Annotated in this window: 22 protein-coding genes, 2 tRNA genes and 1 pseudogene; 9 read left to right on the forward strand and 16 right to left on the reverse strand. The window is 71.9% G+C overall.

All coding sequences use genetic code 11. The annotated features are described in order from the left end of the window. Nucleotides 1–46: 46 nt before the first annotated feature. The 6 genes from AB0950_RS00385 to AB0950_RS00410 all read right to left on the reverse strand — a co-directional run bounded on the left by AB0950_RS00385 (nucleotide 47) and on the right by AB0950_RS00410 (nucleotide 5460). Complete coding sequence (locus AB0950_RS00385) at nucleotides 47–1339, reverse strand: metal-dependent phosphohydrolase (protein WP_366777473.1); 1293 nt, start codon at nucleotides 1337–1339, stop codon at nucleotides 47–49. Continuing rightward, a complete protein-coding gene (locus AB0950_RS00390; RefSeq protein WP_360154777.1) occupies nucleotides 1336–2646 on the reverse strand; it encodes an HD-GYP domain-containing protein in 1311 nt (436 codons plus the stop codon). Before AB0950_RS00390 ends, AB0950_RS00385 begins: the two co-directional genes overlap by 4 nt. Nucleotides 2647–2765: 119 nt before the next feature. Beyond that, a complete protein-coding gene (gene rsrA, locus AB0950_RS00395) occupies nucleotides 2766–3068 on the reverse strand; it encodes a mycothiol system anti-sigma-R factor (RefSeq protein WP_360154774.1) in 303 nt (100 codons plus the stop codon). After that, a complete protein-coding gene (gene sigR / locus AB0950_RS00400) occupies nucleotides 3065–3760 on the reverse strand; it encodes an RNA polymerase sigma factor SigR (protein ID WP_330337886.1) in 696 nt (231 codons plus the stop codon). The genes rsrA and sigR overlap by 4 nt, the downstream gene beginning before the upstream one ends. A 256-nt stretch (nucleotides 3761–4016) precedes the next feature. Beyond that, a complete protein-coding gene (locus tag AB0950_RS00405; RefSeq protein WP_360154768.1) occupies nucleotides 4017–4643 on the reverse strand; it encodes an alpha/beta family hydrolase in 627 nt (208 codons plus the stop codon). Nucleotide 4644: 1 nt separating this feature from the next. Next, nucleotides 4645–5460 (reverse strand): SOS response-associated peptidase, encoded by an 816-nt coding sequence (locus AB0950_RS00410; protein WP_360154765.1) that lies wholly within the window; start codon nucleotides 5458–5460, stop codon nucleotides 4645–4647. Between the two features lie 50 nt (nucleotides 5461–5510). Here AB0950_RS00410 and AB0950_RS00415 point away from each other — a divergent pair, with 50 nt between their 5' ends. The 5 genes from AB0950_RS00415 to AB0950_RS00435 all read left to right on the forward strand — a co-directional run bounded on the left by AB0950_RS00415 (nucleotide 5511) and on the right by AB0950_RS00435 (nucleotide 9700). Next, the gene (locus AB0950_RS00415; protein ID WP_360154762.1) at nucleotides 5511–6233 is read left to right on the forward strand and encodes a M50 family metallopeptidase; all 723 of its coding nucleotides are present in this window, start codon (nucleotides 5511–5513) and stop codon (nucleotides 6231–6233) included. A 108-nt stretch (nucleotides 6234–6341) separates the two neighbouring features. After that, nucleotides 6342–7658 (forward strand): 3-phosphoshikimate 1-carboxyvinyltransferase, encoded by a 1317-nt coding sequence (gene aroA, locus AB0950_RS00420; RefSeq protein ID WP_360154759.1) that lies wholly within the window; start codon nucleotides 6342–6344, stop codon nucleotides 7656–7658. Nucleotides 7659–7667: 9 nt separating this feature from the next. Next, on the forward strand, nucleotides 7668–8678 hold the full coding sequence (rsgA, locus tag AB0950_RS00425) for a ribosome small subunit-dependent GTPase A (protein WP_360154756.1): 1011 nt from the start codon (nucleotides 7668–7670) through the stop codon (nucleotides 8676–8678). An 88-nt stretch (nucleotides 8679–8766) separates the two neighbouring features. Then, nucleotides 8767–9090, forward strand: a complete 324-nt coding sequence (locus AB0950_RS00430; protein ID WP_189981497.1) for a multidrug efflux SMR transporter — start codon at nucleotides 8767–8769, stop codon at nucleotides 9088–9090. A gap of 10 nt (nucleotides 9091–9100) precedes the next feature. Further along, on the forward strand, nucleotides 9101–9700 hold the full coding sequence (locus tag AB0950_RS00435) for a hypothetical protein (protein ID WP_360154752.1): 600 nt from the start codon (nucleotides 9101–9103) through the stop codon (nucleotides 9698–9700). Between the two features lie 97 nt (nucleotides 9701–9797). Here AB0950_RS00435 and AB0950_RS00440 read toward each other — a convergent pair whose 3' ends face one another. Continuing rightward, a complete protein-coding gene (locus AB0950_RS00440) occupies nucleotides 9798–10406 on the reverse strand; it encodes a helix-turn-helix domain-containing protein (protein ID WP_360574768.1) in 609 nt (202 codons plus the stop codon). Nucleotides 10407–10610: 204 nt separating this feature from the next. Between AB0950_RS00440 and hisN the strand changes: the two genes are divergently transcribed. The 3 genes from hisN (at nucleotide 10611) to AB0950_RS00455 (ending at nucleotide 12531) form a co-directional block, all read left to right on the forward strand. After that, nucleotides 10611–11411 (forward strand): histidinol-phosphatase, encoded by an 801-nt coding sequence (gene hisN, locus AB0950_RS00445; RefSeq protein WP_360154746.1) that lies wholly within the window; start codon nucleotides 10611–10613, stop codon nucleotides 11409–11411. 150 nt (nucleotides 11412–11561) lie between these two features. Next, nucleotides 11562–11957 carry a CBS domain-containing protein gene (locus AB0950_RS00450; protein ID WP_360154743.1) on the forward strand — a complete coding sequence of 132 codons (396 nt, stop codon included), beginning with the start codon at nucleotides 11562–11564 and terminating at the stop codon, nucleotides 11955–11957. Between the two features lie 157 nt (nucleotides 11958–12114). Next, the gene (locus tag AB0950_RS00455) at nucleotides 12115–12531 is read left to right on the forward strand and encodes a Fur family transcriptional regulator (RefSeq protein WP_360154740.1); all 417 of its coding nucleotides are present in this window, start codon (nucleotides 12115–12117) and stop codon (nucleotides 12529–12531) included. A gap of 77 nt (nucleotides 12532–12608) precedes the next feature. Here the strand turns inward: AB0950_RS00455 and AB0950_RS00460 are convergent, their stop codons facing one another. The 6 genes and pseudogenes from AB0950_RS00460 to AB0950_RS00485 form a co-directional block, all read right to left on the reverse strand. Further along, nucleotides 12609–13808: a glycoside hydrolase family 64 protein gene (locus tag AB0950_RS00460; RefSeq protein ID WP_360574767.1), complete on the reverse strand. Its 1200-nt coding sequence runs from the start codon at nucleotides 13806–13808 to the stop codon at nucleotides 12609–12611. 91 nt (nucleotides 13809–13899) lie between these two features. Next, nucleotides 13900–15175 (reverse strand): annotated as a pseudogene (locus tag AB0950_RS00465) (family 16 glycosylhydrolase). Nucleotides 15176–15514: 339 nt separating this feature from the next. Then, nucleotides 15515–15588, reverse strand: a tRNA-Met gene (locus AB0950_RS00470). A gap of 90 nt (nucleotides 15589–15678) precedes the next feature. Next, the gene (locus AB0950_RS00475; RefSeq protein WP_360154731.1) at nucleotides 15679–17490 is read right to left on the reverse strand and encodes a tetratricopeptide repeat protein; all 1812 of its coding nucleotides are present in this window, start codon (nucleotides 17488–17490) and stop codon (nucleotides 15679–15681) included. Nucleotides 17491–17693: 203 nt separating this feature from the next. Beyond that, a tRNA-Met gene (locus AB0950_RS00480) sits at nucleotides 17694–17767 on the reverse strand. A 42-nt stretch (nucleotides 17768–17809) separates the two neighbouring features. Continuing rightward, nucleotides 17810–20713, reverse strand: coding sequence for a UPF0182 family protein (locus tag AB0950_RS00485; RefSeq protein WP_366777661.1), 2904 nt, complete (start codon nucleotides 20711–20713; stop codon nucleotides 17810–17812). A 163-nt stretch (nucleotides 20714–20876) separates the two neighbouring features. Here AB0950_RS00485 and AB0950_RS00490 point away from each other — a divergent pair, with 163 nt between their 5' ends. Then, the gene (locus tag AB0950_RS00490; RefSeq protein ID WP_360154728.1) at nucleotides 20877–21419 is read left to right on the forward strand and encodes a PPA1309 family protein; all 543 of its coding nucleotides are present in this window, start codon (nucleotides 20877–20879) and stop codon (nucleotides 21417–21419) included. Between the two features lie 115 nt (nucleotides 21420–21534). Here the strand turns inward: AB0950_RS00490 and AB0950_RS00495 are convergent, their stop codons facing one another. The 3 genes from AB0950_RS00495 to AB0950_RS00505 all read right to left on the reverse strand — a co-directional run bounded on the left by AB0950_RS00495 (nucleotide 21535) and on the right by AB0950_RS00505 (nucleotide 23480). Further along, nucleotides 21535–22632, reverse strand: coding sequence for a PDZ domain-containing protein (locus tag AB0950_RS00495; protein WP_360154725.1), 1098 nt, complete (start codon nucleotides 22630–22632; stop codon nucleotides 21535–21537). Between the two features lie 50 nt (nucleotides 22633–22682). After that, on the reverse strand, nucleotides 22683–22856 hold the full coding sequence (locus AB0950_RS00500) for a hypothetical protein (RefSeq protein WP_360154722.1): 174 nt from the start codon (nucleotides 22854–22856) through the stop codon (nucleotides 22683–22685). 162 nt (nucleotides 22857–23018) lie between these two features. Further along, nucleotides 23019–23480: a molybdenum cofactor biosynthesis protein MoaE gene (locus tag AB0950_RS00505; protein ID WP_360154719.1), complete on the reverse strand. Its 462-nt coding sequence runs from the start codon at nucleotides 23478–23480 to the stop codon at nucleotides 23019–23021. Nucleotides 23481–23577 lie beyond the last annotated feature (97 nt).

The raw sequence follows: 23577 nt of genomic DNA on the forward strand, positions 1-23577 counted from the left end.
CACCCTCTCCCTCGCATCCAACCACGTACGCCGGGAAAGGCGCTCATTACCCATGGGTTACCCAGCCGGGCGCGGGGTCAGACAGTGCCGTGCGTCTCCCGTCGCCCGCCGCCGGAGCGCTCTCCCCCCAGGCCCGCGGGCGGGCCAGCACCCGCGCGAGGGACTCCACCACGCCGGGGTCGTAGTCCTCGGCGGTGCCCAGGCGCAGCTCCTCCAGTGCCCGCAGGGGCCCCTCGGGACCGGCGTCCAGCGTCTTCTCCTCGTACGCGTTCACGGCGCGGACGATCCGGGCGGCGAGCGGCTGTTCGCGATACGGGTCGGCCTGCCGCTCCACCACCACGGCGACGGCGGCGGCCACCCCGGTCTGCCGTACGACGGCCCCGCCGAGCAGCGCGATCCTGCGCTGCTGCTGCGGCGGCAGACCCGCGGTGGCGCCGGCCGGGACCGGGTCGACCAGGCTGAGCTGGCCGATGTCGTGCATGAGGGCCGCGTACTCCAGGACGGTCAGTTCGGGCCCGGTCAGGCCCAGGTCCCGGCCGACGGCGAGGCTGAGCGCGGCCACCCGGCGGGCGTGGCCGGCGGGGGTGCAGCCGGCTATCTCGGTGGCGCGGGCGAGGGAGGCGATGGTCTGCCGGTAGGTGGCGCGGACGGCCGCGTACCGGCGCAGGGACAGCTGGGTGAGCAGCAGGGGGAGGCAGAACACGGGCAGCGCCCACAGCCCGGCGACGGCCACCCCGAGCGCCATCACCGCGCCGGTCGCGCAGACGGCGGAGCCGATGCCGAGAAGCCCGCCCAGCTCCTCGCGCAGCAGCGGGCCGAACGGCCAGCCGGTGCGGGCGTGGGCGACGGCGGCGGCCAGGACGGCGTCGCACAGGGCGGTCAGGCCGAGCAGGGCGACCAGCAGAACGGCGTAGGCGGGGCCGTCCCAGGCGGGGAACACGCCCTTGGCGTACAGGGGTTGGAAGCAGACGGCGGCGAAGCCGACGGTGAGCACGCGGCGCGCGAGGTGGTCGAGCGTGGGGGTGCGCCCGGCCCAGATGTGCGGGACGGCGCCGAGCAGGGCGGCGGCGAGGACGACGGTGACGACCTGCGCCGGGTCGTGGTGCGCGGGGTGTCCGGCGTCCGCGCCGAGCAGCGCGTACGACAGCGAGCCCGCGGTGGCGACGGGGGCGGCCTGCCGTGCCCCGGCGTCGCCCCAGCGGGTCAGCTCGCCCAGAACGATGAGCACCCCGAAGGCGAGCGCGACGCCCCGGTCGTCGAGCCCGGTCCACAGGGTGACGGCGAGGGAGCCGGCCGCGGCGAGGGCGGCGGCGCCGTGCACGAGCCGCAGCGGGGTCATCGGGGTGTCCCGGTGACCGCCCTCGGGCCCTCGCTCTCGCGGGGCGTCTCCTCGGCGGTGACGGTGGGGTGCCAGCCGTGGCGCCCCAGCGCGCGGGCGAGCGCGGTGACCATGCGCGGGTCGAACTGCGTGCCCGCGCACCGCTCGAGCTCGGCGACGGCCGCCGCGACGGGCCGGGCCCGGCGGTAGGAGCGGGTGGAGGTCATGGCGTCGAAGGCGTCGGCGACGGCGACGACGCGGGCGCACTCGGGGATGCGGTCGCCGACGAGGCCGTACGGGTAGCCGCTGCCGTCGAGGCGTTCGTGGTGGTGCAGGATCGCGGCGCGGGCCTCGCCGAGGAAGGAGATGCCGCGGACCATCTCGTGGCCGTACTCGGGGTGCAGTTCGATGATCCGGCGTTCCTCGGGGGTCAGCGGGCCGTCCTTGCGCAGCAGCCGCGTCGGGACGCCGAGCTTGCCGACGTCGTGCAGGATGCCGGCGAAGCGCAGCACCTCCACGCGCTCGTCGTCCATGCCGAGTTCGCGGGCGATCATCACGGAGGCCTGGCCGACGCGTTCGCTGTGGCCGCGGGTGTAGCCGTCCTTGATGTCGACGGCCTGCACGAGGGCGCGGATGGTGGCCTGGTGGGCGGCGCGCTCGCGGTGGTACTGGGCGAAGATCCACCAGGACACGCACATCGGCAGCAGCACGAGCAGCGCGGCGAGCGGGCCGTACGGGCTGCGCCACAGCACGGCCATCATCAGCCCGGCGAGCCCGTGCACGGCGACCGGGGCGAGGGAGCGCGACAGCAGCCCGCGCCAGGCCCGGCGCAGCGGGACGCCGAGGGCGGCCGCGCGGATGCCGCCGTCCAGGGCGGTGAGGATCAGGCAGAAGGCGAGGACGGCCGCGCCGGCGGGCAGCAGCGCGTAGGGGAAGTCGGAGGCGACGACCGCGTCCCGGCCGCCCAGCGCCCAGTGCACCCGGGCGGCGCCCCACACCGCGAGTGCCGGGCGCGCGGCCCGCCACAGGCGGCGCAGCGGTGCGGGCCCGTCTCCACCGGGCTGTCCGCCCGGCAGGAGCAGGGCGGCGGGCAGCGGGACCAGCGCGGCGGCCGGCGGCGGCAGCAGGAAGGCCCCGGCGAGCAGCACGGGGTAGAAGGTGCCGCCGAAGCGGCGGCGGACGACCTGCTCGCAGCCGGCGTAGAGCACGGAGAGCAGGGCGAGCGCCCACCACGGGGTGCGTGTCGTCGGCAGCGGCAGCACGCAGAGCAGCGCCAGCAGGGCGGCGGCGGCCACGCAGCCGCGCGCTCGCGCCGGTACCGCCTCCATCGCGCCCCTCCCCGACCATGCCTGTCCCGGGCATCGGAGCCTAGGGCGGGGAGCGGGGGTGCGGGGCCTATGACCTGAGGATTAGCACGTTCGGGTGACGGCGGGGGTTGACCGGCCGGTCAGCTCTCCTGCGGCGTCGCCGTCACGTCGTGCTGGGGCACGGTCTGGCCGGAGCGGATCAGCTCGATCCGCCCCATGACCTTGGAACGCAGGTCCGCGGGCACGTCGTCATGGCCGCAGCACCGCTTGACCAGCTTCTTCACGGCCTGCTCCAGGCCGTACTTCTCCAGGCACGGCGAGCATTCCTCGAAGTGCTGCTGGAACTTGTCGCGATCGACGTCCGGCATCTCACTGTCGAGGAACTCGTACAGATGGTCGAGGACCTCACTGCAGTCCGTCTCGTGCGGCTTGCCGCAGCTCATGAGCCCGAACCTTTCGCTTCGTTCGACTCCCCGGCGCCCGCAGGGACGAGCCCGCGCTCGCGGGCGTAGTCCTCCAGCATGCCGCGCAGTTGACGGCGGCCCCGGTGCAGCCGGGACATCACCGTACCGATGGGTGTCCCCATGATGTCCGCGATCTCCTTGTAGGCAAACCCCTCGACGTCCGCGAGATAGACGGCGATGCGGAACTCCTCGGGGATCGCCTGGAGCGCTTCCTTCACGTCCGAGTCGGGCAGGTGGTCGAGCGCCTGCGACTCGGCGGAGCGCAGCCCCGTCGACATGTGCGACTCGGCGCGGGCGAGCTGCCAGTCCTCGATCTCCTCGGCGGCGGAGCGCTGCGGCTCACGCTGCTTCTTGCGGTAGGAGTTGATGAAGGTGTTGGTGAGGATCCGGTACAGCCACGCCTTGAGGTTGGTGCCTTCGCGGAACTGGTGGAAGGACGCGTACGCCTTGGCATACGTCTCCTGCACCAGGTCCTCGGCGTCGGCCGGGTTGCGCGTCATGCGCAGCGCGGCCGAGTACATCTGGTCGAGGAACTCCAGCGCGTCCCGCTCGAAGCGCGCACTGCGCTCCGCGGTCGACTCGTCGGTCGCCTCCGCGCTCACGCCCTGGCCCTCGGGCTGCTCCGCCTGGCCGTTGTCGGTCCCTGCGTCGGTACCGGTGACCGGACCCACCTCCTCAAGATCCCGGGCGGGACCGAGAGCGGTCCCACTCGATTCGGAGGATAGAACACGACCCGTGCCTGCCGCGCCTCGAATAGGAGCGGCCTTGGCCGCGTGCAGCACCGTCCAGTCCAGGTCGGCGCTACGCGTACGGCTCGGGCATACGGTCGAACCCATGCGGCGGACTTCCTCTCCTACGACGTCGGTGCCGAGGCCTCAGCACTTCTTTCCGCTCCAACAGCGGTCCGCCGCGCGGCATTCCCGGCCGTCACCCGAGTGAGGTGCTCCACGCCACGACACCCTCGGTGATGATCTCCAGCGCCCGCTCCTGGGTGATGTCGGCCCGCTTCGGGACCGCGAACCCGTGATCGCCGTACGGCACCTCGATCAGCCGGTACGGCCCGTCGGGGAACTCCTCCGGCCCGCCGAAGGGGTCGTTGCCGCCCTGGACGACCAGCGTGGGCACCCCGGCGCCGAGCAGTTCCTGCGCGCGGGACTTCTCCGGCCTGCCCGGCGGGTGCAGCGGGAAGCTCAGCGCGAGCACCGCGTGCGCGCCCAGCTCCGCCGCCGTACGGCAGGCGACCCGGGCCCCCGCGCTGCGCCCGCCGGAGATCACGGGCAGTGCCATCCCGGTCAGCGCCGGCCAGATGCCGCGCCAGCCGGTGTCCAGGGTCTTCGGCGCGGGCGCGACCTTCTTCCCCGCGACCCGCCAGGGCTGCTCCACCAGGGCCACGGTGACGCCGTGCCCGGGGAGGACCCGGGCGAGCGCCTGCAGATCCCGGGCCTCGACGCCCCCGCCCGCGCCGTGGCTCAGGGCGAGGACCAGCCGGGGGTCCTGTGCCCGGTGCCAGGTGATGCGGGCGGTTCCGGCGTCGGTCTCGACAATCTCGATCACGTTAGAAGAGTGTGCCCTCTTCCGGCGCCTCAAGCTCCTTCAGCAGCTCCGGGCCGTTGTTGCGGACGTTGCTGACGGCGGTGGAGACCGGGTAGGCGCGCATCAGGCCGGCCGGGGGCGGGGCCAGCAGCGCGCGCAGGTCGTCGGGGTCGGTGCGGCCCGGGTCGAGCCAGGCGTCCCAGCGGTCCGGGGTGAGCATCAGCGGCATCCGGGGGTGGATGTCGGCGAGGGCGTACGGGCCCTCGGCGGGGGCCACGGCCAGCGGGCTCCTCTCCGCCTCCGTGGTGATCACCGAGCAGGTCACCCACCAGGCCTGCGGGTGGTCGTCGGGCAGGGTGCGGTCGCGCCAGAACTCGTACAGCCCGGCCATGGCGAACACCGAGCCGTCGGCGGGCAGCACGAAGTACGGCTGCTTGCGCGGCCGCTTCTTCTTGCCCTCCACCTCCAGATCCCGTTCCTGCGTGCCGGTGACCCACTCGTAGTAGCCGTCGGCGGGCAGGATGCAGCGCCGGGCCGCGAAGGCGCGGCGGTAGGCGGGCTTCTCGTGCACGGTCTCCGCGCGCGCGTTGATCATCCGGGCGCCGCCCTCGGGCGTCTTGGCCCAGGAGGGCACCAGTCCCCACTTCAGCTTGCGCAGCTGGCGAACCGGACGCGGGGAGTCCGCGTCTTTCAGGGGGCGGTCGAGGACGGCGTAGACCTCCTTGGTCGGAGCCACGTTGTAGTCCGGCTCCAGGGTCTCCTCCGGCTCCCACTTGTCGACCTCAAAGATTCCTGCGAGATCCTCGGGCCTACGACTCGATGCATACCGTCCGCACATACGTGCCACACTGCCAGACTCCGTAACAGGACAGGGAGCCACTCGGACACATGGACAGCCTCGCCGCCACCGCGCTGCCCGACATCTGGGACCGGCTCACCGGTACCCAGCCCGATCCCGACGTGTGGGTGGTCCTCGCCACCTCGGTGGCCGCGCTCGCCGTCGTCGTCCCGCACACCGTGTGGCGCATATCGCGCAACGCGATCACGATCGCGCACGAGGGCGGGCACGGGCTGATCGCGCTGCTCACCGGCCGGCAGCTCACCGGCATCCGGCTGCACTCCGACACCAGCGGCCTCACGCTCAGCCGGGGCAAGCCGTACGGGCTCGGCATGATCCTCACGGCCGCCGCGGGCTACACCGCCCCCTCGCTGCTGGGTCTGGGCGGCGCCGCGCTGCTGGCGGCCGGCCGCATCACGCTGCTGCTGTGGGCGGCGACGGCGCTGCTCGTGGCGATGCTGGTGATGATCCGCAACGCGTACGGCGTGCTGACCGTGGTGCTGGCCGGGGGCGCCTTCCTGCTGGTGTCGTGGCTGACCGGGCCGCAGGTGCAGGCGGCGTTCGCGTACGCGGTGGTGTGGTTCCTGCTGTTCGGCGGGGTGCGGCCGCCGTTCGAGCTGCAGCGCAAGCGGTCGGGCGGAGGGGCCGGGGACTCGGACGCCGATCAGCTGGCCCGGCTGACGCACGTGCCGGCGGGGCTGTGGCTGTTCCTGTTCCACGCGGTGTCGCTGTGCTCGCTGATCGGCGGGGGGCGCTGGCTGCTGGAGGTGTGAAACCGGCGCGGGCGCCTTCGCGCGCGACCGTTCGCGCCCCTTTTTCATTGGGGTTTCGCCGCTTTTGATCGAGATCTGTGGCCGTCTCCAGCCACTAAAGTGGGGCGCATGACCGAGAACCCCGCACACACCGCCCTCTGGCCCGCCCCGCACGCGAGCGGAGCCGTCGACGCGACGGTCCACGTGCCCGGGTCCAAGTCGGTCACCAACCGCGCCCTGGTGCTGGCGGCCCTCGCCTCCGAGCCGGGCTGGCTGCGCCGCCCGCTGCGCTCCCGCGACACCCTGCTGATGGCCGGTGCGCTGCGGGCGATGGGCGTGGAGATCGAGGAGGGGGTCGGCCCGGACGGCACCGGCGAGGCCTGGCGGGTGCTGCCGACGGGCCTGCACGGCCCGGCCACGGTCGACGTCGGCAACGCCGGCACGGTGATGCGCTTCCTGCCGCCGGTGGCCGCGCTGGCCGACGGGCCCATCCGGTTCGACGGGGACCCGCGGTCGTACGAGCGTCCGCTGCACGGCGTGATCGACGCGCTGCGGCAGCTCGGCGCCCGGATCGACGACGACGGCCGGGGCGCGCTGCCGCTGACCGTGCACGGCGGCGGGGCCCTGGACGGCGGCCCGGTGTCGATCGACGCCTCCTCGTCCTCCCAGTTCGTCAGCGCCCTGCTGCTGTCCGGCCCGCGCTTCAACCAGGGCGTGGAGGTCCGGCACACCGGCGCGACGCTCCCCTCCATGCCGCACATCCGGATGACGGTGGACATGCTGCGCGCGGTCGGCGCCCAGGTGGACACCCCCGAGTCGGGCGGCGAGCCGAACGTGTGGCGGGTGACGCCGGGCGCGCTGCTCGGCCGGGACCTGACGGTCGAGCCGGACCTGTCCAACGCCCAGCCGTTCCTGGCGGCGGCCCTGGTCACCGGCGGCAAGGTGCTGATCCCGGACTGGCCGGAGCGGACCACCCAGCCGGGTGACCGGCTGCGGGAGATCTTCACCGAGATGGGCGGTTCCTGCGAACTCACCGAGTACGGCCTGGTCTTCACCGGCTCGGGCGCCGTCCACGGCATCGACGTGGACCTCGGCGACGTCGGCGAGCTGACCCCCGGCATCGCGGCGGTCGCCGCCCTCGCCGACTCCCCCTCCACCCTGCGGGGCGTGGCCCATCTGCGGCTGCACGAGACGGACCGGCTGGCCGCGCTCACCAAGGAGATCAACGAGCTGGGCGGTGACGTCACCGAGACCGCCGACGGCCTGCACATCCGCCCGCGCAAGCTGCACGGCGGCGTCTTCCGCACCTACGAGGACCACCGCATGGCCACCGCCGGCGCGATCATCGGCCTCGCGGTGGAGGGCGTGCGGATCGAGAACGTGGCGACCACGGCGAAGACCCTGCCGGACTTCCCCGAGCTGTGGACCGGGATGCTCGGGCAGTAGGGACACGCCATGCGCCGCTACGGCAAGCACACCGACGAGGACGACATCCGCAGCCGTCCCGGCCGCCGGGGCACCCGGCCGCGCACCCACATCCGGCCCAAGCACGAGGACGCCGCCGAGGGCATGGTGCTCACGGTCGACCGCGGCCGGCTGACCTGCCTGGTCGGCGACCGGACCGTCATGGCGATGAAGGCGCGCGAGCTGGGCCGCAAGGCGGCGGTGGTCGGGGACCGGGTGGCCCTGGTCGGCGACCTGTCCGGCGCGAAGGACACCCTCGCCCGGATCGTCCGCATCGAGGAGCGCACGTCGGTGCTGCGCCGCACCGCGGACGACGACGACCCGTACGAGCGCGTGGTCGTCGCCAACGCGGACCAGCTGGCGATCGTCACCGCCCTGGCCGACCCGGAGCCGCGCCCCCGCCTGATCGACCGCTGCCTGGTCGCGGCCTTCGACGGCGGTCTGGAACCGCTGCTGGTGCTGACCAAGTCGGACCTGGCCCCGCCGGACAAACTGCTGGAACTGTACGGCGCCCTCGACATCCCGTACGTCGTCACCAGCCGCGGGGAACTGGAGAACGGCGACGCCGCGGACCGGGTGCGGGAGCAGCTCGACGGCAGGGTGACGGCGTTCGTGGGCCACTCCGGCGTGGGCAAGACGACGCTGGTGAACGCGCTGGTCCCCGAGGAGCGGCGGCGTACGACGGGACACGTCAACGCGGTCACCGGCCGCGGCCGCCACACCACGACGTCCGCCCTCGCCCTGCCGCTGTCCGGTGCGGACGGCTGGGTCGTCGACACCCCCGGCATCCGCTCCTTCGGCCTGGCCCACATCGACCCGTCCCGCGTCATCCAGGCCTTCCCGGACCTGGAGCCCGGCACGGAGGGCTGCCCGCGCGCGTGCAGCCACGACGAGCCGGACTGCGCGCTGGACGCGTGGGTCGAGGAGGGCCACGCGGACCCGGCGCGCCTGTACTCGCTGCGCCGCCTGCTGGCCACGCGGGAGGCCAAGGAGGGCGACTGAGGGGACTTGGCGTTGTTTGCCGGGGCCCCGGCTCGGTAAGTGCATAATCGCACCGAGCCGGAGATCCGGATCAACGGGAGGACCCCACATGGCGTGGCTGCTGGTCATCGTGGCCGGGATGCTGGAGACCGGCTTCGCCGTGTGCCTCAAGCTCTCGCACGGATTCACCCGGCTGTGGCCGACGATCGCCTTCGCGTCCTTCGCCCTCGGCAGCTTCGGCCTGCTGACCCTGTCCCTGAGGAAGCTCGACGTCGGGCCCGCGTACGCGGTGTGGACCGGCATCGGCGCGGCCGGCACCGCGATCTACGGCATGGTCTTCCTCGGCGACCTGGTGTCCACCCTGAAGATCGTCTCCATCAGCCTGGTCATCGTCGGGGTGATCGGGCTGCAGCTGTCGGGATCGGCGCACTGAGGGCGGCCGCGTGGACTCCGAGCAGCACACGGGCCCGGCCCGGCACCGGGACCGGGGGCAGGGGCTCACCCGGTACGCCGGGCGGATCCTGGTCGTCCGCCCCCGCTGCGGCGGGCGGGCGGAGGTGGTCCAGCGCCCCGGCCTGCCCCCGCTCAAGCACTTCGGCGAGCTGATGTTCCGGCCCCGCCGGCTCACCTGCCGCGGCTGCGGCACGACCGCCGGGTGGCGGGCGAAGCTGAGGGACGGCGCGCTGATCGGGGTGCGGTTCGGCGGCGCCGAGGACCCGTTCTTCCGGCGGCCCCTCTGGCTCCAGACCCGGTGTGCGGGCCGCGTCCTGTGGGCGTACGACGAGGAGCACGTCGACGCGCTGGCCGCCTACGTCGGCGCCACGCTGCGTGAGGGCGGGACCGGGGCCACGCAGGCGATGTTCCCGCGCCTGCCCCGGTGGATGAAGGAGTCCGGCAACCGGACCGAGGTGCTGGCCGGCCTGGAACGCCTGCGCACCCTGTCGGGCCGTTCGGCTCCCGCCGACCGTTCGGACGCCGCCCACGAGCGCGGCGCCGGCGCGTGCCCGCATTGCGGGGGGTACCACCGGGGCGGGCCGTACTGAGCGGGGGCACCGGCCGTGCTGCGGAGTCCGTACGTGACGGATCACACCGCCAGGTGGCGGCGACCGGGCGGACGGTCGGAGTCCGTACGGAGACGGATCACACCGTCTGGCGCGGGGCGACCGCGCGGATCAGGTCCGCCATGCCGCCCTGTGCCGGTGGCGCCGCGACGCAGGACAGGGCGAGGCGCACCGCCAGCTCGCAGGCGCGGGCCAGCTCGGCGGCGTCGGCGGGGGTGGCGGCGGGACCCGCGAGGGCGGTGACCGCGCGGTCCCGGACGATCCGCACGAAGTCGTGGGGCGTCGGCAGCGGCCCGTCCGCGCGGCGCTGCGCCGGCACCGACGCGACCGACTGCACGGCGGCGAGCGGCGGGGCGGGCAGCCGCTCGCTCCAGCAGCCGGTGAGCATGGCCCGCACCAGCGCGTTGTCCCGCGCGGCGGAGCTGGTCCACTCGGCGACGGCGGTGAGCCGCGCCGTGGGCTCGCCCGGACCCGCCAGCGCCCGCTCCACTCCGGCGAGGTAGCCGTCCGCCTCCCGCCGCACCAGCGCCCGGGCCAGCCCGTCCTTGCTGCCGAACTCGTTGTAGAGGGTCTGCCGGGACACCCCCGCCGTCGCCGCCACGTCGACCATCCGCACCGCGGACCACGGCCGGCGCGCGAGCGCCGTGTAGGCGGCGTCCAGTAGGGACTCCCGGGCAGCAGGCATCATCGCCTCCCTGGGCTCAGCGGCTCTGCGCCCAGATTTGACGCGCTTGTATGCACTGTCAAGGGTTCGGGAGGGTTGTCGGCCATACGGCGACGGGCGTCGTGTCCGCGCGCCCCCGTAGACCCGCCCCCTGCCTGGCGCAAGGCGCCGCCACGCCGCGTCCGCCCTGGTGGCCCCGTACCGACCGCGGCGGATACCGTTCCCTACATGCCGGACTACCTCGACGACCTGCGTCTCGCCCACGTCCTCGCGGACGCCGCCGACGCCGCCACGATGGACCGCTTCAAGGCGCTCGACCTGAAGGTCGAGACCAAGCCGGACATGACGCCGGTGAGCGAGGCGGACAAGGGGGCGGAAGAACTGATCCGCGGCCAGCTCCAGCGCGCCCGCCCGAGGGACGCGGTCCTCGGCGAGGAGTACGGCGTGGAGGGCTCCGGCCCGCGCCGCTGGGTGATCGACCCCATCGACGGCACCAAGAACTACGTCCGCGGCGTCCCGGTCTGGGCGACGCTCATCTCCCTGATGGAGGCGGCCGAGGGCGGCTACCAGCCCGTCGTCGGCCTCGTCTCCGCCCCGGCCCTCGGCCGCCGCTGGTGGGCCGCGAAGGGGCACGGCGCCTTCACCGGCCGCAGTCTGACCTCCGCGAGCCGTCTCCGCGTCTCCGGCGTCGGCAAGCTCGCGGACGCGTCGTTCGCGTACTCCTCCCTCTCCGGCTGGGAGGAGCAGGGCCGCCTCGACGGGTTCCTGGACCTGACCCGCCAGGTGTGGCGCACGCGCGCGTACGGCGACTTCTGGCCGTACATGATGGTCGCCGAGGGATCCGTGGACATGTGCGCGGAGCCGGAGCTGTCGCTGTGGGACATGGCGGCGAACGCGATCATCGTCACGGAGGCCGGCGGCGCCTTCACCGGCCTCGACGGCCGCCCGGGCCCGCACAGCGGCAACGCCGCCGCGTCCAACGGACTGCTGCACGACGAGTTGCTGGGGTATCTCAACCAGCGCCACTGAGCAACGAGAGAAACCCGGGCACGCCCTCAACTCACCACGCGCGCCCTCTTGTTGACCCCTGCTTTACCTGGCAGTCTGGGCCCACCCCCACTTGTGAACTTGTGAATCCTTGAACGAGCTTCACGGATTCCTAGGAGGTGGCCTCAACCCATGCTCGTCCGCGACGCCATGAGCACGGTGATCCTCACCGTCGGCCCCGCCCACACACTCCGCCAGGCGGCGAACCTGATGTCCGCCCGCCGCGTCGGCGCCGCCGTCGTCCTCGACCCGGACGCCGGCGGCATCGGCATCCTCACCGAACGCGACATCCTCAACTCCGTCGGCCTCGGCCAGAACCCCGACACCGAACGCGCCTTCGCCCACACCACCACCGACGTCGTCTTCGCAGCCCCGACCTGGACCCTGGAGCAGGCCGCCGGCGCCATGACCCACGGCGGCTTCCGGCACCTGGTCGTGCTCGACCGCGGCGAGGTCGCCGGCATCGTCTCGGTCCGCGACATCATCCGCTGCTGGACCCCGACCCGCGAGCCCGCCCCGGTTCTCTGAGCATGCGGAACGGGCCGGACCTCGAGCACCGTGGGGTCCGGCCCGGTAGCCGCTTCTCGGCGTCTGAGATCCTACCTTGGACACGCTCTAAGTCCATTGCGGATCCAATCTCACACCTATTCCCGTCCTGGTCCCGCCTGCTGTTAGGCTGGTAGCCATGAGCGACCTTCTGGAACGGCTGCGTGGACGCGGATGGCGGATGACCGCGCAGCGGCGCGTCGTGGCCGAGGTCCTCGACGGCGAGCACGTCCACCTGACGGCCGACGAGGTCCACGCCCGGGCTGTCGCGAAGCTGCCGGAGATCTCCCGGGCGACCGTCTACAACACGCTGGGTGAGCTGGTCTCCCTCGGCGAGGTGCTGGAAGTCACGACGGACAGGCGCGCCAAGCGCTACGACCCGAACGCGCACCGGCCGCACCATCACCTGGTCTGCGCCCACTGCGGCGCGATCCGTGACGTCCACCCGACGGGCAACCCGCTCGCTGACCTCCCCGACACGGAGCGCTTCGGCTTCACGGTGTCGGACGTCGAGGTGACGTACCGCGGCCTGTGCCCGGACTGCGCGGCGGCGTAACTCTTCCCGGCCTACCGAGCCCCGGCGGCCTGTGCGGCGCCGGGGCTCGATGCTGCTGCCCCGCCGGGCGCGTCGCCTCAGAACGCCGTCAGCGTGAGGGTGAGGGCCGAGGGATTCGTGTCCTGGATGTAGGAGGCGAAGTCCGCCACGTCGTCGAAGGCGAAGCCGTAGGCCTTGCCGTCCGCGGTGGCCGCGTGGATGGCCCCCGCGTAGTGGTTGGTCAGGGCGGTCTGGTAGAAGGTCGCCGGGTCGGTGGTGGGCTGCGAGGGGTTGCTGAGGAGGGTGGAGCGGTTGAACGCCGCGCCCAGGACCGCCGCCACGGGTCCGGTGGTGCCGTCGTTGGGGGCGGCGAGGTTGCCGTCGCAGAAGAGGACGTCGCGGGTGGAGGGCTTGGCGAAGGACACCGACGCCGGGCCGTCGAAGGTGAGACGCTCGCCGCGGACGCGGCCGGTGAACGTGCCCGCGTTCGTGGTGACCTTGACGTCCTTGCCGGTGTAGGTGCTCCACACCTCGTCGATGTACGGGGCGAAGTAGTCCTTGGGGAAGATGCCCGCGTCCAGGCCGTGGCCGGGGGCGATGATCCGCGTGTCGTCCACGACCAGAGGGGCGAACTCCTCCACCTTCTTGACCGCCGCGAAGGCCGCGGCGCGACCGCCGTCGCGCAGGGCGCCCGTCGTCTGGTCCTTCTCGCCGGTGAGGCGCAGGCTCATCGGGACGCTGAACATGTCCACCATCGTCGTGTTGCAGAACATGCCGGACGCGTTGTGGGTGAACTCGGCGCAGTCGTGCAGGATGCCGTAGTTGGGGTCCGACGTGACCCAGCCGGCCGGGTACTGCAGAGCGGCGTTGCCGTTGCCGTCGGTCACGACCTTGAACTTGAGCTTCTGGCCGAGTGAGACGTAGACGCGGCCCGACATGTAGGGCAGGGACAGCTTGGTCTCGCCGCTGCTCGCGAGCGGGATCGCGTAGTCGGTGAAGCCGTCGGCGCCGTTGTCCGAGAGAGCGACGGGGGCGACGGTGCCGTCCGGGGTGAGCCGCACCTGCTTGCCGTCGGCGTTGCCGACGACGTACAGGTGCACGGAGCCGTTGTCGAACGACCCGCTGTTGTTGACCACGGTGACCGGGAGCGCGCCGTTCGCCGCGGCCGCGGAGCCTCCGCTCTGGCCCGCGAGGGCGTACGGGGCGACGGAGGCTATCGCCGGGACGGCCACGGCCGCGCCGCCGAGGGCGAACAGCATCTTGCGGCGGGTGAGGTTGCGCTGGTGGCGAGGTGCCATGAGGGGTGCTCCTTCGGGGCCCGGCGCCTGGGGAGAGCGCCGGTGCACTCGTGGGGGACGTGGGGGGTGGGGGCGCTTCGGCGGGGGAGGCTCAGCCGAAGGTCCACTTCTGGTTGGGGTTGCCCGAGCAGGTCCAGATCTGCAGACGGGTGCCGTCGGCGGAGGAGCCGTCCTTGGCGTCGAGGCACTTGTCGGCGCCGCGGTTGGTCAGGTCGCGGGCAGCGGTGTAGGTCCACTGCTGGGCCTCGGTGCCATTGCAGGTGTAGAGCTGGACGGCCGCGCCGTCGTCGTGCGAACCGCCTTGGACGTCCAGGCACTTGCCCAGGGCGCGTACGGTGCCGTCGCTGCCCAGGGTCCACTTCTGGGCGTCGTTGCCGGTGCAGTTGTGCAGCTGTACCGGTGTGCCGTCGGCGGTGCCGGCCCCTGCGACGTCCACGCACATGTCGCCGATTCCCTTGATGGCGCCGACGCGGGTCGTGCCGCCGGAACCGGTGCCGGAGTCCGAGGTGGTGACGTGGACGTAGTCGACGGTCATCGTCTGCGGGAAGGAGGTGCCGGAGTCGGGGCTGCCGGGCCAGTCACCGCCGACCGCGAAGTTCAGGATGATGAAGAACGGGTGGTCGAAGACCCACTTGTTGCCGCCCACGTCGGCGGGGGTGCGGGTCTCGTAGGCCTGGCCGTCCACGGACCAGGTGATCGCGGACGGGCTCCAGTCGACGGCGAAGACATGGAAGTCGTCGGCGAAGGCCTTGCCGTTCGGCAGGGTGTACGCGGCGCCGAGACCGGCCGAGCCGGAGTAGCCCGGGCCGTGGATCGTGCCGTGGACGGTGCCGGGCTCCTTGCCGACGTTCTCCATCACGTCGATCTCGCCGCTGTTGGGCCAGCCCGCGCTGCCGAGGTCGTCACCGAGCATCCAGAACGCCGGCCACACGCCCTGGCCCCGCGGAATCTTGATGCGGGACTCGAAGTGGCCGTACTTCTGCGTGAAGGCGCGCGCCGTGTTCAGTCGTGCCGAGGTGTACTGGCAGGTGCCGTACCAGCACTGCAGGCCGGGGTCGGTGTTCTTGCGGGCGGTGATGACCAGGTTGCCGTTGCCCTCGAGGGCGGCGTTGTCCGTGCTGTTCGTGTAGTACTGCAACTCGTGGTTGCCGTTGCCGCCGCCGCCCGTCTCCAGGGTCCACTTCGACGAATTGGGCGCGCTGCCCGCGGCTCCGTCGAAGTCGTCGGACCACGTCATGGTGGTGGCGGCGTTCGCGCGGTTGGTCGCCGAATCGGACGTGTTGATGAGGATGGCGCAGGCGAGGGCGGCGGACAGCAGGACCGCCAGTCCTCCCTAACGACCATCTGCGTGCGCGATGAGCAGCCATGGGATGAACACACCTTGTCGTCGTGGTGGGGGATTTCCGCGGCCGGCGCCGGGCGCTGCGCGGAGTGCGCGGGCAGACACGGTCTGAGAGCGCTCTCTGACTGCGGCGGGCGGCCGTCGGCGAAGCCAGACGATACGCACGACCGCTGCCTCTGCCAAGCGGAACGCGAAATCCCCAAATGCCCTGCGACCTGCGATTACCTCAGGTAATAGGGCGGCACCGAAAGAGGTTTAAGGCTTGTTTAAAGCTCACTTAAGGCGCCGGGGGTCGTACGAGGTCCGACACGGAAATACGCCGAGGGCCGGAACCCATCTCTGGATTCCGGCCCTCGGCCTTCAGTAGCGGGGACAGGATTTGAACCTGCGACCTCTGGGTTATGAGCCCAGCGAGCTACCGAGCTGCTCCACCCCGCGTCGGTGAACACGACATTACGTGAGGGAGGTCGGCGGAAGCAAATCAGATCCCGGGGACGTGGCAGGGCTCACTTTTCAGGCCGAAAAGTCTCACGCCGAAAGTTCCTCCCGCAGCGCGTCCCGCAGCCGCCCCGCCCGCTCCGCGACCTCCGCAGGACCCAGCTCGACCGCGCGGTCGGCCCAGCGCTGCCCCTCCGCCAGCTCTCCCCGACGCGCGTAGACGAGGGCCAGCCGGAGCGCCGCCCGTCCGTGCCCGGCGTCCGCGGCCCGCGTCCACCACACCGCCGCCTCCGGCTCGCTCCCCTCCCGTGCCAGCAGCAGCCCGAGGTTGAAGGCGCCGTTGCGCGACCCGGCCTCCGCCGCCGCCCGGTACCACCGCGCCGCCTCGAGGACGTCCCCCCGCGCCGCCGCGAGCATCCCGACCCGCACCTGGGCCCGCCGGTGCCCCTGGGTCGCCGCCCGCTCGTACCACTCCTCGCACTCGGTCTTCTCGTGCACGATCTCGCCCAGCTCGTGCGCCGGCTCCGGCGGCCGCCGCGCGTCCAGCAGCGCCGCCAGCCGGTACGCCGCCTCCGCGCTGCCCCCGCCCGCCGCGCACCGCAGGTGCCGCTCGGCCTCCTGCTCCTCGCCCTCGCGCAGCCGGGCGATCCCGACCTGGAGTGCGGCCTCGGTGTGCCCGGCGGCCGCGGCCCGCTCGTACCAGCGCAGCGCCGTGGCCTCCTCACCGCGCCCGGCGTAGAGGATGCCCAGGTTGAACGCGGCGTCGACGCTCCCCGCCTCGGCCGCCTTGGAGAACCAGGGCTCGGCGCCGGTGGCGTCGCCGCCCTGGAGCAGCAGGATGGCGAGCGCGTTCGCGGCCTCCCGGTGACCCGCGTAGGCGGCCCGCCGGTACCACTGCTCGGCCTGCGCGGTGCGCCCCTGCTCGGCGCAGAGCAGCCCGAGGTTGTACGCGCCGTTGTCGTCACCGGCGTCCAGCGCGGCCCGGTACCAGCGCTCGGCGGTCTGGGTCTCGCCGCGCTCGGCGTGCAGCGCGCCGAGCGCGTTGGCCGCGTTGCCGTCGCCCTCCTGGGCGGCGCGCAGCCACCACACGGCCGCGCTCTCGGTGTCCCCGGCGTCGCGCAGCAGGAAGCCCAGCGCGCAGGCGGCCCGGGGCTCGCCGTCCTTGGCGGAGGTCAGGTACCAGCGCCCAGCCTCCTTCAGCTCCCCGCGCTTCTCCAGGATCGCGCCGAGGTGCAGCGCGGCCCGCCGGTGACCGCGTGCGGCGGCCTGCCGGTACCACTGCTCGGCCTCGGCGACAGCGTTGTCGGCCGCGGAGTCGTCCTCGCGTCCGGCCCGCCGGTCGAGCGCGCGGGCCAGCCGGTAGGCGGCCTCGCGGTGCCCGCGCTCGGCCGCGGCCCGCATCCAGTGCTCGGCGCCGACGTCCCCGCGGTGCTCCAGCAGGTCGGCGAGCGCGTACGCGCCGAGGACATGGCCCTGCTCGGCGGACTGGCGCAGCCAGTACTCGGCGGCGGGTTCGTCCCCGCGCTCACGGTGGTAGCGGCCCAGTGCGTGCGCGGCGGCCGCGGAACCGGCGACGGCGGCGATGCGCCACCAGCCGGCGGCCTCCTCGGGGTAGCCGCGCTGGTGCAGCAGGACGCCCAGGTTGTTGGCGGCGGCCCGGTCACCGGCCGCGGTGGCGGCGCGCAGATGGGGTTCGGCTCCGTCGAGGTCGCCGCGGCGCAGCAGCAGGGCTCCGAGGACGCTCGCCGCCTCGGCGTCTCCGCTCTGCGCGGCCAGCCCGAGGCGCACCTCCTCCGCGGCGTCCCCCATCTCGCTCAGCTCGTCGCGGGTGGGCTCCTCGCCGGAAGGCTGCACAAATCGCCCTGACTCGAACAGAGTTGCCTTGTCCCCCATAACGTCCATCGTCGCACCACCTGCAACCTTGGTACACCCGGTATACCGCAGCCCGTGAGGTCACTTCAGCGTTTTGTCGACATGCCCACAGGACGACAAGTCAAACACAGACCGCTCAACTCCCCACGGCGGCGCGGCCGTCCCTCCCCTCAGCACATGAGTTCGCACACCACGAAGGCCCGGATCCCATGGATCCGGGCCTTCGACTGCAGTAGCGGGGACAGGATTTGAACCTGCGACCTCTGGGTTATGAGCCCAGCGAGCTACCGAGCTGCTCCACCCCGCGCCGTTGCCTGTCAACCGTATCACGGCGCGGGGGGGGTCTTGATCAACTCTTGTTTCCGCTCCCGTTCCTGCCGGCCTTGGCCTCCGCGTCCGCGGCCCGCTTCAGCGCGGCCTTCAGGTCCTTCTGGGCCTTGTCGTACGCCGTCCAGTCCGGGCCGTTCGGATCCTTCAGGGCCTGCTGGCCCGCGTCGAACGCCTTCTGGGCGTCGGCCAGAGCCTGTTGGACGGACGGGCTGGCCGACGACGGCGGGTTGGTGGTGCCGGTGTCCGGCGGGGTGGTCGAACCCGCCACGCCGAACACCTTGTTGAGCGCCTGGTCCAGGGTGTCCTCGAACGCCGTCTTGCCGTTGTAGGTGACCAGTACCTTGCCCAGCAGGGGGTACTTCAGCTTGTTGCCGCCGAGGACGTAGACCGGTTCCGCGTACAGCAGTCCGCCGTCGAGCGGCACGGCCAGCAGATTGCCGTACTCGACCTTGGAGTGTCCGCGGCTGAGCAGGCTGATCGTCTCGGCGATGTCCGGCCGGGAGTTGAACTGGCTCTGCACCTGTTTGGGACCGTCGACCGTCGTGCTGGTCGGCAGTTTCAGGATTCTGATCTTGCCGTAGTCGCTGGTGCCCGGGTCGGAGTCGACCGCCATGAACGCGCTGAGGTTGTCCCGTCCGTTCGGCGTGAACGTCGTCGTCAGCGAGAACGCCTGCGCGTTCTGGTCCGGCATCTTCATGCTCAGGTAGTACGGCGGCACCGCGCTGCCCGAGTCGTTGGTCGGGTCGTCGGGCACCTGCCAGACCTCGCTGCCGGTGAGGAACGTCTGCGCGTCCGTCACGTGGTAGCGGGTGAGCAGTTCGCGCTGGACCTTGAACAGGTCCTGGGGATAGCGCAGATGAGCCAGCAGGTCGTTCGAGATGGCGCTCTTCGGCTGCACCGTGCCCGGGAACGCCTTCATCCAGGTCTTCAGCACGGGGTCCTGGGCGTCCCACTGGTAGAGCTTGACCTCGCCGGTGTACGCGTCGACGGTCGCCTTCACCGAGTTGCGGATGTAGTTGACCTGGTTCTGCTGGGCCACCACCGCGCGGTTGTTGTTGGCGGCGGTCAGCGAGTCGGCCGTGGTGTCGCCCAGGGTCGTACGGGAGGAGTACGGGTAGCCGTTCGACGTCGTGTAGGCGTCGACGATCCACTGGATGTGGCCGTCCACGACCGCCGGATACGCGTCGCCGTCGATGGTCAGCCAGGGGGCGACCGCCTCCACGCGCTGCTTGGGCGTGCGGTTGTACAGGATCCGCGAACCCTTGCCGATCGCACCGGAGTAGAGGATCTGCGGCTCGTCGAACGCCACCGCGTACGCGGCCCGGTTGAGCGGGTTGTCGAGGTTGACGCCGCTGTTGCCGGTGTACCTGGTGGTCTTCTCGGTGCCGTCGTCCCTGGAGTAGTCGACTTCCTGCTGCGGTCCGCCGACGATCGAGTAGGTGGTGGTCTTCTCGCCGTAGTAGACGCCCTGCTCGTACGTGCCGAGGTCGCCCTTGGACGGCAGGCCGGACTCGGTGAAGACCGGCTGGCCCTGGTCGTCGGACTCGGTGCCCTTGGCGGCGACCACGCCGTAGCCGTGCGTGTAGCGGAAGTGGTCGTTGATCCAGTTGTTGCTCGGGACGCCGTCCAGGTTCAGCTCGCGCAGCCCGATGACCGTGTCCTGCTCCCCGGCGCCGCCGCCGTCCTTCGCGGGGTACCGGTCGACGTCCAGGTTGGTCGGGAAGGCGTAGTACTTCTTCATCTGCTGCGCCTGCTGGAACGTCGGCGAGACGATGTTCGGGTCCATGATGCGGATGCTCGCCGCGTCGTCCGCGTCGCCTCGCAGTTTGGCCTTGTCCGAGGTCGTGGACTTGCCGTCGTACTCGGTGACCTTGGTGTCGTCGATGCCGTACGCCGCGCGGGTCGCCGTGAGGTTCTTCTGGACGTACGGCGCTTCCTTCGCCTGCTCGTTGGGCTCGACCTGGAACTTCTGCACGATCGCCGGGTACAGCCCGCCGATCAGGATCGCCGAGAGGACCATCAGGCCGAAGCCGATCACCGGCAGCTGCCAGGTGCGCCGCCACAGCGTGGCGAAGAACAGCAGCGCGCAGATGACGGCGATGCAGAACAGGATCGTCTTCGCCGGCAGATAGGCGTTGGCGTCGACGTAGCGCAGGCCGGTCCACTGGCCGGTCGCCTTGAAGTCGCTGGACTTCACGGCCAGGCCGTACCGGTCGAGCCAGTAGGCGACGGCCTTGAGGGCGACGAAGACGCCGAGCAGCACCGACAGATGCCCGGTCGCGGCGGCGGTGGCCCGCGCACCGGGGCTGGTGACGCGCAGCCCGCCGTACAGATAGTGCGTGAGCGCGGCGGCGATCAGGCTCAGGATGGCCGCGGCGAAGCCGAAGCCGAGCAGAAAGCGGTACCAGGGCAGCTCGAAGGCGTAGAAGGAGACGTCGAGGTGGAACTGGGGGTCCTTCTGGTGGAAGGGCACGCCGTTGACCCACATCAGCCAGGTCCGCCACTGGCCGGCCGCGGAGGCGCCGGCGATCAGCCCGACGAGCGCGGTGACGGCGAGCAGCAGCCACTTCTTGTACGGCGCGATGCCCATCCGGTAGCGGTCGAGGCTCTGCTGCTCCATGGACATCGCGCTGAGCGGGGGCCGCAGGCGGTGCGCGAGCCAGATGTTGACCCCCACGGCGACCGCCATCAGCAGGCCGAAGACGAAGAAGAGGCCGATCTTGGTCCACAGCGTGGTCGTGAACACCGACGAGTAGTGCACCGACCGGTACCACAGCCAGTCCGTCCAGAAGCCCGCGAACATGGTGAACGCCATGCCGAGGACGGCCAGGACGCCCAGTGTCATGAGCAGGGTCCGTACCCCCCGGGACGGGCGGCCCGCTCTGATCCGTGGCCCCGTCGGGCCTCCGCCGCGGTCCGGCATCTGGAAAGCCAAGGTGCGCACCTCGAAGTCGCTGTCGATCCGTCAGGCCCGACTGGTCGCGGGCCGGCCGTGGCCCCCCGTGATCGCGGACCCACACCTATGCAACTTACTCACGGTTTGCTCGGTTCCCGATTCCGGCCCTGAACGAGGCAGGATTGTGACCATGTCCAACACTCCCATGGCAGCGAGCCCGCTCACCCGGGCCGTACTCGAGATCGACGAGTACGTCTCCGGCCTCGGCTGGGACCAGCCCGCTCGCCTCTTCGCCCTTGTCGACACCGCACGGCTGCGGGCCCAGGAACCCGCGCTCGCGGCCCAGCTGGGTCTCGAGGACGAGTCCGCGTCCGCCGGTCTCACCCCGATCGAGCAGGACGAGATCCCGGCCGGCAAACCGCTGGACGAGTTCCTCGGCACCATCGCCTGGCCCGACGCGGTGACCGGCTGCGCGCTGTCCGTGGAGCGCCTGATGCTGCCGCCGTCCGCCGAGGCGCAGGTCCCGAAGGGGCTGAGCGAGGCCCAGCTGACCAAGTGGGTGGCCGAGCACCCCGAGCGCCAGGAGGTGCGCATGACGGTCGCGGTGCTGCGCGACGGCAGCCGCGACTCGGCGCTGCGGCTGCGCGAGAAGGACTCCCCGACGGAGGTCCTGACCGGCCCGGACCTGGTGCCCGGCCTGGCCGAGGCCCTGACGGCGACCTTCGAGGACTGAGTCCTCCGCGGTACGGCGATGGGGGCGCCCCTCGTGCTCATGGGGCGCCCCCAGCCGTGTCACGTGTTGTCCGGCGGAGCGCTCCCGTCCCCGCCGTGCCACGCGCGCGTGCCGGTCAGCCCTTGGTGGTGCACTGCGGCAGCGCCGCGGTGTCCCCGGTGCGGATGTCCTTCAGCGCGTCGAGCGCGTCCTTGATCGTCTTGACCTTCACCAGCCGGAGCCCGCTCGGGGTGTCCTTGGCTGCGGCCGCGCAGTTGTCGGCCGGCGTCAGGAAGTACTGGGCGCCCTTGTCGCGTGCGCCGACGGTCTTCATCTCGACGCCGCCGATCGGGCCGACGGTGCCGTTGTCGTCGATGGTGCCGGTGCCGGCGACGAACTTGCCGCCGGTCAGGCTGCCCGGGGTGAGCTTGTCGTAGATGCCGAGGGCGAACATCAGGCCGGCGCTGGGACCGCCGACGTCGGCGAGCTTGATGTCGATGGTGAACGGGAAGGTGTGGTCGGTCCCGGCGGAGATCCCGACGATGGCCCGCTTGGGGCCGCTGTCGTTCGACGTCTTCGTGGTGAGGGTGACGTCCCGGGTCGCGGTCGCCGTCTTGTGCGCCTTCACGGCGGCGGCCTGGTCCTTGGCGGGGACGACGGTGAAGACGACCTTCTGGCCGGGCTTGTGCTTGGTGACCAGCTTGGCGACGTCGGTGGGCTGCTTGACGGCCGTGCCGTCGACGGCCTTGATCACGTCACCGGCGTGCAGCCGGCCCTCGGCCGGGGTGCCCTTGACGACGGTGGAGACGATCACCCAGGACTTCACCGGGACGCCCAGCTGCTTCAGGGCGGCGACCTTGGCGCTCTCCTGGGACTGGCTGAACTCCTCGGCGTTCTCCTGCGTGGACTGCTGCTCGGTCTTGCCGTCCGGGTAGAGCGTGTCGTGCGGCACGATCTTGGTGTCGTGGTCGAGCCAGCCGTAGACCGCCTCCACCAGGTTCATCCGGAAGTCCGCGCTGGTCACCCGGACGGTGGTCATGTTCAGGTTGCCGTCGGTCGGGTACGTCCTGTGCCCGGAGATCTGCAGCACCGGCTCGCCGTCGTGGTCCTCAAGCGTGTTCACGGTCGGGCCGGGGGACATCTCCGCATACGGCACGGGGATGAGCACTCCCGCGCACAGGAGCGCGATCAGCATCAGGGTCGAGGCGAGCATCGTCGCGGTGCGGCGTGGCATGGCACGACAGTACGGGACGCCTCTGTCAGCGCACCGTCAGGGCACCCTCGTCACGCCCCGCCGGCACCCGTGTGGGACCGCTCCATGGCCTCGCGGAACCGGGCATAACCGTCCAGCTCGGGACCGTCACCGCGCATCTTGCGAGTCCTGTTGGCCCAACTGCCCCACAGCCCGCCGCCGATCGCGGCGATGAGCGGGATCAGCAGCCAGACAAGCGCCCCCATGCCGACCTCCCAACGCTGTGAGCGTCCGCGACTGACTGATGAGCAGATTAACCGTCCGCACGGACAACGCTCACGCGAGGGGGCCGGTTACGCAACACGGGGTCGTCCGTGTGCTCCAGGTGACGTACGCCGAGCCTCCCGCGCACGCTGCGCCATCGGGTCTCAGCAGGCTCCGACCCACTCCTCCGTACCGTCGGAGAACCTCTGGTGCTTCCAGATGGGCACCTCGTGCTTGAGGTCGTCGATCAGCTTGCGGCAGGCGTCGAAGGCCTCGGCCCGGTGCGGGCAGGCGACGGCGACGACCACGGCGAGGTCCCCGACCCGCAGGTCCCCCACCCGGTGCACGGCGGCCAGCGCCCGCACCGGATGGTCGGCCGCCACCTTCTCGGCGATGCGCCGCATCTCGGCCTCGGCGCTGGGGTGGCAGGAGTACCCGAGCGCGTCCACGTCCGCGCCCCCGTCGTGGTTGCGCACGGTCCCCACGAACAGGGCGATGCCTCCGGCGGCGGCGTCCCCGACGGCCTGGAAGACCTCGTCCACGGAGAGCGCGGTCTCCCGGACGGCGATCAGCTTGATGGGATCCTTGGCCGCCTGCTCACCGGGGTGCTCGTTCGTGTGTGCCATGCCCCCATCGTGCCGCACGCCCGTGACAGCGGGGAATACGAGATTCACCAGGCACGCGCGTGGACGTTCTCGGAGTCTCCTACGACACGGCTACGAC

The sequence above is a fragment of the Streptomyces sp. NPDC007189 genome (assembly GCF_040703635.1).
Lineage (GTDB): Bacteria > Actinomycetota > Actinomycetes > Streptomycetales > Streptomycetaceae > Streptomyces.

What these genes read in the sequence shown, in the direction of transcription:
- AB0950_RS00385 (WP_366777473.1), bottom strand. Translation starts at nt 1,339, where the DNA reads ATGACCCCGCTGCGGCTCGTGCACGGCGCCGCCGCCCTCGCCGCGGCC.
- AB0950_RS00390 (WP_360154777.1), bottom strand. Translation starts at nt 2,646, where the DNA reads ATGGAGGCGGTACCGGCGCGAGCGCGCGGCTGCGTGGCCGCCGCCGCC.
- rsrA (WP_360154774.1), bottom strand. Translation starts at nt 3,068, where the DNA reads ATGAGCTGCGGCAAGCCGCACGAGACGGACTGCAGTGAGGTCCTCGAC.
- AB0950_RS00410 (WP_360154765.1), bottom strand. Translation starts at nt 5,460, where the DNA reads ATGTGCGGACGGTATGCATCGAGTCGTAGGCCCGAGGATCTCGCAGGA.
- AB0950_RS00415 (WP_360154762.1), top strand. Translation starts at nt 5,511, where the DNA reads ATGGACAGCCTCGCCGCCACCGCGCTGCCCGACATCTGGGACCGGCTC.
- aroA (WP_360154759.1), top strand. Translation starts at nt 6,342, where the DNA reads ATGACCGAGAACCCCGCACACACCGCCCTCTGGCCCGCCCCGCACGCG.
- rsgA (WP_360154756.1), top strand. Translation starts at nt 7,668, where the DNA reads ATGCGCCGCTACGGCAAGCACACCGACGAGGACGACATCCGCAGCCGT.
- AB0950_RS00430 (WP_189981497.1), top strand. Translation starts at nt 8,767, where the DNA reads ATGGCGTGGCTGCTGGTCATCGTGGCCGGGATGCTGGAGACCGGCTTC.
- AB0950_RS00440 (WP_360574768.1), bottom strand. Translation starts at nt 10,406, where the DNA reads ATGATGCCTGCTGCCCGGGAGTCCCTACTGGACGCCGCCTACACGGCG.
- hisN (WP_360154746.1), top strand. Translation starts at nt 10,611, where the DNA reads ATGCCGGACTACCTCGACGACCTGCGTCTCGCCCACGTCCTCGCGGAC.
- AB0950_RS00450 (WP_360154743.1), top strand. Translation starts at nt 11,562, where the DNA reads ATGCTCGTCCGCGACGCCATGAGCACGGTGATCCTCACCGTCGGCCCC.
- AB0950_RS00455 (WP_360154740.1), top strand. Translation starts at nt 12,115, where the DNA reads ATGAGCGACCTTCTGGAACGGCTGCGTGGACGCGGATGGCGGATGACC.
- AB0950_RS00460 (WP_360574767.1), bottom strand. Translation starts at nt 13,808, where the DNA reads ATGGCACCTCGCCACCAGCGCAACCTCACCCGCCGCAAGATGCTGTTC.
- AB0950_RS00475 (WP_360154731.1), bottom strand. Translation starts at nt 17,490, where the DNA reads ATGGACGTTATGGGGGACAAGGCAACTCTGTTCGAGTCAGGGCGATTT.
- AB0950_RS00485 (WP_366777661.1), bottom strand. Translation starts at nt 20,713, where the DNA reads ATGCCGGACCGCGGCGGAGGCCCGACGGGGCCACGGATCAGAGCGGGC.
- AB0950_RS00490 (WP_360154728.1), top strand. Translation starts at nt 20,877, where the DNA reads ATGTCCAACACTCCCATGGCAGCGAGCCCGCTCACCCGGGCCGTACTC.
- AB0950_RS00495 (WP_360154725.1), bottom strand. Translation starts at nt 22,632, where the DNA reads ATGCCACGCCGCACCGCGACGATGCTCGCCTCGACCCTGATGCTGATC.
- AB0950_RS00500 (WP_360154722.1), bottom strand. Translation starts at nt 22,856, where the DNA reads ATGGGGGCGCTTGTCTGGCTGCTGATCCCGCTCATCGCCGCGATCGGC.
- AB0950_RS00505 (WP_360154719.1), bottom strand. Translation starts at nt 23,480, where the DNA reads ATGGCACACACGAACGAGCACCCCGGTGAGCAGGCGGCCAAGGATCCC.